Genomic DNA, 10,341 nt, shown 5'->3' on the forward strand with positions numbered 1-10,341 from the left:
CGGAGAGGGTTACCGCGGGGTGTCGCGGTGGGTTACTTCTCCAGCTCGCCGGTCTTGACCGGGGTGTGCTTGCCGTCCTTGACCTGGTAGACGGTCAGGGTGCGGTTGGTGGTGTCGCCGTACTCGTCGAAGGCGACCTGGCCGGTGACGCCGTTGAAGGAGACCTTCTGGGTGGCCTCGACGATCTTGGCGCGGGCGTCGGCGGGCACCTTGCCGTCGTTGGCGTTCACGACGGTCTTGACGGCCTGGATGATGGCCCAGGCGGCGTCGTAGGAGAGGGCGCCGTAGGTCTCGTAGGGCTCGCTGTAGCCGCCGGCCTTGTAGTCGGCGATGAACTTCTTGGCGGTGTCGAGCTGCTCGGGCGGGGCGCCGACGGAGGTGGCGAAGTCGCCTTCGGCGTTCTTGCCGGCGAGCTTGACGTAGTCGGCGCTCTGGAGGGCGTCGCCGCCGATGACCGGGATCTTGGCTCCGGCGTCCTTGATCTGCTTGGAGAGCGGGGCGCCGGCCGGGTATTCGCCGCCGTAGTAGACGAAGTCGGCCTTGGAGTTCTTGATCTTGGTGGCGATGGCGCCGAAGTCGCGGTCGTCGGGGTTGATGTGGTCGGTGGCGACGACCTTGCCGCCGAGCTTGGCGAACTCCGTGCGGAAGGTGCGGGCCAGACCGGCGCCGTAGGTCTTCTTGTCGTCGACGGAGTAGACCGTCTTGAGCTTCAGGGTGTTGTACGCGTACTGCGCGGCGTACGGGCCCTGGAGGGCGTCGGTGGTGGCGGTGCGGAAGTACGACTTGAACTGGCGGGACTTCGACTTCAGGTAGTTGGCGCCCTGGGTCAGCTCGGGGGCCGTGTTCGCGGGCGAGATCTCCACCAGGTTGGCGGAGTTGAAGGTCTTCTGCATCGACTGGGCGACGCTGGAGTTCAGCGGGCCGACGACGCCGAGGACGTCCTTGTTGCCGACGAGGGTGGTGGCGTTCTGGCCACCGGTGGAGGGGTTCGCGACGTCGTCGAGCGCCTTGATCTGGAAGGTGACGCCCGGGACTTCCTTGTTCTTGTTGGCGGTCTTGGCGGCCAGGTCGACGGAGTTCTTGATGCCGATGCCGATGGCCGACAGGTCGCCGCTGAGGGGGGCGTCCACGCCGATGACGACGGTGGTGTTGCTCTTGTCGCCGGACTTGTCGCCGCTGTCGTCGCGCGATCCGCAGGCGGTGAGCGTGAGTGCTCCGGTCGTGAGCACTGCGGTGAGTATGAGCTGTGAACGGTGTCGCACGATCAATCCTCTCCCTGGCGCGGCCCTTTGGTCGGGGGCCGTGTGTCTCGCCGGGCCGTACGGGGTGGTACAGGGCCGTGCAAGTGACGCGCCCGGCGGCGCGGTGACTGGCCGTGACTATAAGCGCAGGTGGGGGAGTGCAGCGTGGATGCGGGAGAGGCTGTGACGCTCTTGTTATGCCGGGGCGGATTCGGCGGGGTGCGGTGTGGGCGATTGGGGTGGATGTGACGGTGGCGGAAAAGATCGCTTGGTGAGAACGCCCAGTTCTTCCATGGGACTTGAGGTGATCTTGGTCGGGTGGGTGGTGGGTGGTTCGGGTGGTTGTGTCCGTCGGGGTGGGGGCGCGCCGGGTGTGGTGGCGGCGCGTGACCTTCGCATTGCTTCGTTGCGGCAGAGGTAACTGGCTGTTACCGCTGTGTGAGTTCGTCATGCGGGCGTAATGGGGCCGGGCGGCGCCCGCCGGGCGCGGCAGATGGTGTGAACGTGGTCGAGGAGGGCGTGCGGATAGCGGTCGACGAAGAGGTAGCTGTGGCGTTGGCGGCCGCGGCGGTTGTGCAGGGTGATGTCGAGGTAGGTCATGTCGAGGGCGTGGGGGAGTGCGGCGCAGCCGCGTACGCCGATGCGCACGCGGAGGGCGCGGGGTGCTCCGGGGGCTGTCGTGAAGGGTGTTCCTGGAGTGACGTGAGTCGTCAACTGTGCTGTTCCGGGCTGTATATGACTGATCGTCACAGCACTGCCCCGGTCGACGCGGACGGTGAACGCGAAGGTGCCGCCGGGGCCGGCCGGGCCGTCGTACCGCAGATGGGTCACCTGGGCGGGCCAGGGATCGAGGGCGGGGGCGTCGGGGCTCGAGGGCAGCAGCAGGGCGGTGGTGGCGAGGGCGGCGGTGAGGCCGGCGGCGCCGAGGGCGAGGAGCCGGCGGCGGCGCGGCGGCAGCGCGGTCCAGCGGTCGGACAGGCGCGGGGAGTCGCTACCGAGGGTGTCGGTGGCGGCGGGCGGCGGCGGTGTCCGGGGGCGGGGCGCGTCGTCGGGGTCGTACGGTTCCACGGGCCCGATGCCGGTCATGTCCGGAAGATAGGCCGGAGTACCCGGTTCCGCCCATGTCGGTGCGGATCGGGACGTGGGTGCCGGTGGGCGGGTCGGGCCCACTGGCGGGCCGGTGGGCGGCGCGGTGGAATGACAGGCGTCCCGTGAGTGAACTCCCTTACCGCGCCCAGGAGGCACGATGGTGAGATCCGCACGTACCACCCGCAGACGCGGTCCGCGCGGCGTTCCGGCGCTCGTTCTGGCGGGCGCGCTGGTCCTGGCCGTGGCGGCGCCGGCCGCGCATGCCGCGCAAGAGGCTCCCGGCAGGGCGGAGTTGAGTATCTCCGGGCAGGAGACGCGACCCGTCTTCTCCCGGGCCGACGCCGTCTATCAGGAGGTCGACGTCCGGACGGAGGTCGACAGCGACGGTGACGGCAGGCGGGACACCGTCAGGATGCGGATCCTGCGGCCGAAGGAGACCGGCACGGCCGGTCTGAAGGTCGCCACGATCATCGAGGCGAGTCCGTACTGGGCCGGTGGCAACGATGTCCCCAACCACGAGGTGGACCTCGACGAGGACGGCCTGCCGGTGGCCGGGGCGGCGGCCCGACGCGTCGCGGGCAGGCCGGGGTTGACCGGCCCGGCGGTCGCGTACTCCGGCTACTACGACAACTACTTCCTGCCGCGCGGCTATGCGGTCGCGCAGGTCGACAGTCTCGGTACGGGCGGCTCCACCGGCTGCCCGACCTCCGGAGGCCGCAACGAGACGCTGGGCGCGAAGGCCGCCGTCGACTGGCTGGGCGGCCGCGCCAAGGGCTGGGATCCCGAGGGCCGGGAGGTCCGAGCGGACTGGTCGACCGGGAACGCCGCCATGATGGGCATCTCCTACAACGGCACGCTGCCGACGGCCGTCGCGACGACCGGAGTCAAGGGCCTGAAGGCGATCGTGCCGATCTCCGGGATCTCGTCCTGGTACGACTACTACCGGGCGAACGGCGGTGTCGTGGCGCCCGGCACCTACCAGGGCGAGGACACCGACGTGCTCGCCCGCTACGTGTACTCGCGCGCCGACCGGGAGATCTGCGAGCCGGTGCTCGACGCGCTGGAGCGCGACCAGGACCGGGTGACGGGCGACCGGTCGGCGTACTGGGACGAACGCGACTACATCAAGGACGTCGGCAGGATCAGGGCGGGCGTCTTCGTCGTGCACGGGCTCAACGACTGGAACGTGAAGACCAAGAACGCGGGCGCGCTGTGGGAGGCGCTGAAGAAGAACCACGTGCCGCGCAAGCTCTGGCTGCACCAGGCCGGACACGCCAACCCGATGCCGCTGCGCATGGAGGAATGGCTCGGCCAGGTCCACCACTGGTTCGACCACTGGCTCTACGGCATCGACAACGGCGTCCTGGGCGAGCCGCGGGTCGATGTCGAGCAGGCCGACTTCAGCTGGCGGCAGCAGTCGGACTGGCCGGCGCCGGGTACCCGCGACACGGTGCTGCGGCTGCGCGCGGACGGCACGCTCGGCAGGACCGCGGGCCCGTCGGCCGTGCGGTCGCTGACCGACGCGGGCCGCACCGTCCCCGCCGAACAGCTCGTGACGTCACCCGACATGGCGAACCCGAACCGGCTCGCGTTCACGACGGGCGCCCTGGACCGGGACGTCCGGCTCAACGGGGTGCCGGAGATCGACATCCGCGCCTCGCTGTCCGGCACCTCGCCGTACGTGACCGCGCTCCTCGTCGACTACGGCCGTGACACCCGCGCCACCGCCGGCACCGTCACCGACACCTCGCGGCAGGTCTGCTACGGCGAGGGGGTGCCGGGGCTGCCCGGCGAGACGGGCTGCGCGTACCGCGCGAAACACGCCACCGAGACCGCCGACCACAAGATCGTGACGAGGGGCTGGCTGGACGCGCGCAACCGGAACTCGGACGCGCGCCAGTCCACGGTCGTGGAGGGCAAGGAGTACCGGCTGCGGTGGGACCTGCAGCCGGAGGACTACGTCTTCAAGGCCGGGCACCGGCTGGGCGTGGTCCTGATCTCGACCGATCACGACTACACGCTCCGCCACCCGGCGGGCACGGAGATGACCGTGCGCGCCGGGGCCGGCTCGCTCACGCTGCCGGTGGCGCCGGGTCGGCCTTAGGGGCCTCCTTGAGCAGGCAGGTCAGGCGTGCCGAGCAGACCCGCCTGTCCTGCTCGTCGGTGATCACGATGTCGTACGTGGCGGTGGTGCGGCCGCGGTGCACGGGCGTGGCCACGCCGGTGACGAAACCGGCGCGGGCGCTGCGGTGGTGCGTGCAGTTCAGGTCGACGCCGACGGCGAGGCGGCCGATGCCGCCGTGCAGCATCGCGCCGACCGAGCCGAGGGTCTCGGCGAGGACGGCGGAGGCGCCGCCGTGCAGCAGGCCGTAGGGCTGGGTGTTGCCCTCGACGGGCATGGTGCCGACGACGCGGTCCGCGGCCGCCTCCTTGATCTCGATGCCCATCCGGGTGCCGAGATGTCCGGCGGAGAACAGGGCCGGCAGGTCGATGCCGTAGTCCGCGTACTCGTCGAGGACCTCTTGCGGGAACTTCACCTGGTGCTGCTCGCCCATGGGGCCCTGCTCCGTCCGTCGTGCCTGCGTGTCCTTGGCTGAGCGAACGCTCAGTCGGTGCCGGATTGTTCCAGGCGCACCACGACGGACTTGCTCGCGGGGGTGTTGCTGGTGTCCGCGGTGGCGTCGAGCGGCACCAGGACATTGGTCTCCGGGTAGTACGCGGCCGCGCAGCCGCGGGCCGTCGGGTAGTGCACGACGCGGAAGCCCGGGGCGCGCCGCTCCACGCCGTCGCTCCACTCGCCGACCAGGTCGACGTAGGCGCCGTCGGCGAGGTCGAGGTCCTTGGCGTCCTCGGCGTTGACCAGGACCACCCGGCGGCCGTTCTTGATCCCGCGGTAGCGGTCGTCCAGGCCGTAGATCGTGGTGTTGTACTGGTCGTGCGAGCGCAGCGTCTGGAGCAGCAGCCGGCCCTCGGGGAGCTTCGGGTACTCGACGGGCGCGGCCGTGAAGTTGGCCTTGCCGGTGGCGGTGGGGAAGCGGCGCTCGTCGCGCGGGGCGTGCGGGAGCGCGAAACCGGCCGGGTCGGCCACCCGTGCGTTGAAGTCGTCGAAGCCCGGGATCACCTGGGCGATGCGGTCGCGGATCGTCGCGTAGTCCTTCTCGAACTCCGCCCAGGGCAGCGCCGAGTCGGGCAGCACGCGGCGGGCCAGCCGGGTCACGATGGCGGGCTCGGACAGCAGGTGGCGGCTCGCGGGCTCCAGGCGGCCGCGCGAGGCGTGCACCATGCCCATGGAGTCCTCGACGGTGACGAACTGCTCGCCACCGCCCTGCAGGTCGCGCTCGGTGCGGCCGAGGGTGGGCAGGATCAGGGCGCGGGCGCCGGTGACGGTGTGCGAGCGGTTCAGCTTCGTCGAGACGTGGACGGTCAGGCGGGCGCGGCGCATGGCCGCCTCCGTGACGTCGGTGTCGGGGGACGCGGAGACGAAGTTGCCGCCCATCGCGAAGAAGACCTTCGCGTCGCCGTCGCGCAGCGCGCGGATGGCCCGGACGACGTCGAAGCCGTGCTCGCGCGGGGGAGCGAAGCCGAACTCCTTCTCCAGGGCGTCGAGGAAGGCGGGCGCGGGGCGCTCGAAGATGCCCATGGTGCGGTCGCCCTGCACGTTGCTGTGGCCGCGGACCGGGCAGACGCCCGCGCCCGGGCGGCCGATGTTGCCGCGCAGCAGCAGGAAGTTGACCACCTCGCGGATGGTCGGCACGGAGTGCTTGTGCTGGGTCAGGCCCATCGCCCAGCACACGACGGTCCGCTTGGAGGCGAGGACCATCTCCAGGGTGCGCTCGATGTCGGCGCGGGACAGGCCGGTCGCCTTCAGCGTCTCGTCCCAGTCGGCGGCGCGGGCGGTCTCGGCGAACGCCTCGAAGCCGTGGGTGTGCTCGGCGATGAACGCCTCGTCGGTGGCGCCCTCGGTGCCGAGGACCAGCTTGTTCAGGAGGCGGAAGAGGGCCTGGTCGCCGCCGAGCCGGATCTGGAGGAACAGGTCGGTGAGCGTGGCGCCCTTGGTGAGGCCCTTCGGCGTCTGCGGGTTCTTGAACTTCTCCAGGCCCGCCTCCGGCAGCGGGTTCACGGAGATGATCTTCGCGCCGCCCGCCTTGGCCTTCTCCAGGGCGGAGAGCATGCGCGGGTGGTTCGTCCCCGGGTTCTGCCCGGCGACGATGATCAGGTCCGCCTTGTAGAGGTCTTCGAGGAGGACGCTGCCCTTGCCGATGCCGATGGTCTCGGTGAGCGCCGAGCCGGACGACTCGTGGCACATGTTCGAACAGTCGGGCAGGTTGTTCGTGCCGAACTCGCGGGCGAACAGCTGGTAGAGGAACGCCGCCTCGTTGCTCGTGCGCCCCGACGTGTAGAACACCGCCTCGTCGGGGGAGGCGAGCGCGGTCAGCTCCTCGCCGATGATGTCGAAGGCCCGCTCCCAGGTCAGCGGCTCGTAGTGGGTCGCGCCCTCCGCCAGGTACATGGGGTGGGTGAGGCGGCCCTGCTGGCCCAGCCAGTACCCCGAGCGCGTCGCCAGGTCCGCCACCGGGTGCGCGGCGAAGAACTCCGGGGTCACGCGGCGCAGCGTGGCCTCCTCGGCGACCGCCTTCGCCCCGTTCTCACAGAACTCCGCCGCGTGCCGGTGCTCCGGCTCGGGCCAGGCGCAGCCCGGGCAGTCGAAGCCGTCCTTCTGATTGACGCGCAGCAGGGTGAGGGCGGTGCGCTTCACGCCCATCTGCTCGCGCGCCATCTTCAGCGTGTGCTTGACGGCGGGCAGGCCGGCCGCGTGGTGCTGCGGCGCCACGACCTGCGGCGCGTCCTGAACCGGATCGGATGCGGGCGGCTTGCCGGCCATGTCGGGCTCCCCTTCGAGCGGTCCTGCGAGGTCGTGCGGGTGTGCTGTGAGCTACCTCTCCGATCCTCGCACGGAGGTCCGACAGCGCCGCCGCCCGGTCGGGGTGGACCGGAGTGTCAGTGGGGTCTGGCAGGATCGGGGACGTGGCAGAAAAAGCAGTGAAGACGGCGAAGAAGACGGCGGCTCCCGCGACGAAGGCGGCGGACAGCGGTGCCGGTGGGCGCCCCCGGCTGATGCTCATGGACGGGCATTCGCTGGCGTACCGCGCGTTCTTCGCGCTGCCCGCGGAGAACTTCACGACGGCCTCCGGCCAGCCGACCAACGCGATCTACGGTTTCGCGTCGATGCTGGCGAACACCCTGCGTGACGAGGCGCCCACCCACTTCGCGGTGGCGTTCGACGTGTCCCGCAAGACGTGGCGGTCCGAGGAGTTCACCGAGTACAAGGCGAACCGGTCGAAGACCCCGGACGAGTTCAAGGGCCAGGTCGAGCTGATCGGCGAGCTGCTCGACGCGATGCACACCCCGCGCTTCGCCGTCGACGGCTTCGAGGCCGACGACGTCATCGCCACGCTCGCCACGCAGGCCGAGGCGGCGGGCTTCGAGGTCCTCATCGTCACCGGCGACCGCGACTCCTTCCAGCTCGTCACGGAGAACGTGACGGTGCTGTACCCGACGAAGGGCGTCTCCGAGCTGACCCGGTTCACGCCGGAGAAGGTCGAGGAGAAGTACGGCCTCACCCCGTCCCAGTACCCGGACTTCGCGGCGCTGCGCGGCGACCCGTCGGACAACCTGCCGGGCATCCCCGGCGTCGGTGAGAAGACGGCGGCGAAGTGGATCAACCAGTTCGGTTCGTTCGCGGAGCTGGTCGAGCGCGCCGAGGAGGTCAAGGGCAAGGCGGGGCAGAACTTCCGGGACCACATCGAGGCCGTGAAGCTGAACCGCCGCCTCACCGAGATGGTCCGCGACGTCGAGCTGCCGGGCACCGTCGCCGACCTGGAGCGCGCGGCGTACGACCGTACGTCGATCGCGATGATCCTGGACACCCTGGAGATCCGGAACCCGTCGCTGCGCGAGCGCCTGTTCGCCGTCGACCCGGGCGCCGCCGAGGCCGAGGAGGCCCCGGCCGAGCCGGGCGTCGAGCTGGACGGCACCGTGCTGGCCACCGGCGAGGTCGCGCCGTGGCTCGCCGAGCACGCCACGGCCGTGCTCGGGCTCGCCTCCGTCGACACCTGGTCGCTCGGCACCGGCTCGGTCACCGAGGTCGCGCTCGCCGCCGCCGACGGCGAGGCCGCCTGGTTCGACCCGGCCTCGCTGGACGAGGCCGACGAGAAGGCGTTCGCGGCCTGGCTCGCCGACGCGGCGAAGCCGAAGGTGCTGCACAACGCCAAGAGCGTGATGCGGGTCTTCGCCGAGCACGGCTGGACCGTGGACGGCATCACCATGGACACGGCGCTCGCCGCGTACCTGGTCAAGCCGGGCCGCCGCTCCTTCGCGCTCGACGCGCTGTCCCTGGAGTACCTGGGCCGCGAGCTGGCCCCGGCCGGCGCGGCCGACGGGCAGCTCGCGTTCGGCGCGGAGGAGGACGAGCAGGCCGAGGCCGACGCGCTCATGGTGCAGGCCCGCGCCATCCTCGACCTGGGCGAGGCGTTCGGCGAGCGGCTGAAGGAGGTCGGCGCCGCCGATCTGCTCACCGACATCGAGCTGCCCACCTCCGTGCTCCTCGCCCGCCTGGAGCGGTACGGCATCGCCGCCGACCGCGTCCACCTGGAGGCCATGGAGCAGATGTTCGCGGGCGCCGTCCAGCAGGCGGTGAAGGAGGCCCACGCCTCGGTCGGGCACGAGTTCAACCTCGGCTCGCCCAAGCAGCTCCAGGAGGTCTTCTTCGGCGAGCTGGACCTGCCGAAGACCAAGAAGACCAAGACCGGGTACACCACGGACGCCGACGCGCTCGCCTGGCTGGCCACGCAGACCGACCACGAACTGCCCGTGATCATGCTGCGCCACCGGGAGCAGGCCAAGCTGCGCGTCACCGTCGAGGGCCTGATCAAGACGATCGCCGCCGACGGCCGCATCCACACCACGTTCAACCAGACGGTCGCCGCGACCGGCCGCCTGTCGTCGACGGACCCGAACCTGCAGAACATCCCGGTGCGCACCGACGAGGGCCGCGCGATCCGCCGCGGGTTCGTGGTGGGCGAGGGCTTCGAGACGCTGATGACCGCCGACTACAGCCAGATCGAGCTGCGCGTCATGGCGCACCTCTCCGAGGACGAGGGGCTCCTCGAAGCGTTCGCCTCCGGCGAGGACCTGCACACCACGGTCGGCGCGCAGGTCTTCGGCGTGGAGCCGTCGGCGGTCGACGCGGAGATGCGCCGCAAGATCAAGGCGATGTCGTACGGCCTCGCCTACGGCCTTTCCGCGTTCGGCCTGTCGCAGCAGCTGAACATCGAGGCGGGCGAGGCGCGTGCCCTGATGGACACCTACTTCGAGCGGTTCGGCGGGGTCCGGGACTATCTGCGGCGCGTGGTCGACGAGGCGCGGGCCACCGGCTACACGGAGACCGTGCTCGGGCGCCGCCGCTATCTGCCCGACCTGAACTCGGACAACCGGCAGCGCCGCGAGATGGCCGAGCGCATGGCGCTCAACGCGCCGATCCAGGGCACCGCCGCCGACATCGTGAAGATCGCGATGCTGAACGTCGACAAGGCGCTCACCGAGGCCGGTCTCTCCACCCGGATGCTGCTCCAGGTGCACGACGAAATCGTGCTGGAGATCGCGCCGGGGGAGGCCGCCGTGGCGGAGCAGCTGGTGCGGCGGGAGATGGCCGGAGCCGTTGCGCTCCGCGCGCCGCTGGATGTTTCGGTGGGGCTGGGTTCCGACTGGGAGTCGGCAGCGCACTAGCCTCCGGCGAGCGGGACGTTTTCGACGGGCGGCACCCACGGGTGCCGCCCGTTTTTTCGGTCTCGTCGCCGTCTGCGGCCCGGTGGGGGCTGGTCGCGCAGTTCCCCGCGCCCCTGAGGCATGCGCTTCGCGCAGCCTCCCCTGGACGAGCGGAGCTCGTTTCAGGGGCGCGGGGGGCCGGGGCGAGCAGCGCGCCGAAGAGGCCCTGGAGGGCCCGGGCGCCGAA

At 71.0% G+C, this 10,341-nt stretch carries 6 protein-coding genes; 2 read left to right on the forward strand and 4 right to left on the reverse strand.

The genetic code is table 11. From position 1 onward, the window contains the following. Positions 1–32 precede the first annotated feature (32 nt). Entirely contained in the window at positions 33–1,262 is a 1,230-nt protein-coding gene (locus tag ABZ930_RS30885) for a branched-chain amino acid ABC transporter substrate-binding protein (RefSeq protein ID WP_361554982.1), read from the reverse strand. A gap of 426 nt (positions 1,263–1,688) precedes the next feature. Beyond that, entirely contained in the window at positions 1,689–2,327 is a 639-nt protein-coding gene (locus ABZ930_RS30890) for a hypothetical protein (RefSeq protein ID WP_361554984.1), read from the reverse strand. 160 nt (positions 2,328–2,487) lie between these two features. Here ABZ930_RS30890 and ABZ930_RS30895 point away from each other — a divergent pair, with 160 nt between their 5' ends. Beyond that, the gene (locus tag ABZ930_RS30895; protein ID WP_361554987.1) at positions 2,488–4,434 is read left to right on the forward strand and encodes a Xaa-Pro dipeptidyl-peptidase; all 1,947 of its coding nucleotides are present in this window, start codon (positions 2,488–2,490) and stop codon (positions 4,432–4,434) included. Here the strand turns inward: ABZ930_RS30895 and ABZ930_RS30900 are convergent. Together ABZ930_RS30900 and ABZ930_RS30905 are read right to left on the reverse strand one after the other, a co-directional pair. Continuing rightward, positions 4,403–4,885, reverse strand: coding sequence for a hotdog fold thioesterase (locus ABZ930_RS30900; RefSeq protein WP_361554990.1), 483 nt, complete (start codon positions 4,883–4,885; stop codon positions 4,403–4,405). The genes ABZ930_RS30895 and ABZ930_RS30900 overlap by 32 nt on opposite strands. 50 nt (positions 4,886–4,935) lie before the next feature. Continuing rightward, positions 4,936–7,212: an FdhF/YdeP family oxidoreductase gene (locus ABZ930_RS30905; protein ID WP_361554993.1), complete on the reverse strand. Its 2,277-nt coding sequence runs from the start codon at positions 7,210–7,212 to the stop codon at positions 4,936–4,938. Between the two features lie 233 nt (positions 7,213–7,445). Here ABZ930_RS30905 and polA point away from each other — a divergent pair, with 233 nt between their 5' ends. Then, the gene (gene polA / locus ABZ930_RS30910) at positions 7,446–10,115 is read left to right on the forward strand and encodes a DNA polymerase I (protein ID WP_361554999.1); all 2,670 of its coding nucleotides are present in this window, start codon (positions 7,446–7,448) and stop codon (positions 10,113–10,115) included. Positions 10,116–10,341 lie beyond the last annotated feature (226 nt).

The organism is Streptomyces sp. NPDC046716, from assembly GCF_040645755.1.
Taxonomy (GTDB): domain Bacteria; phylum Actinomycetota; class Actinomycetes; order Streptomycetales; family Streptomycetaceae; genus Streptomyces.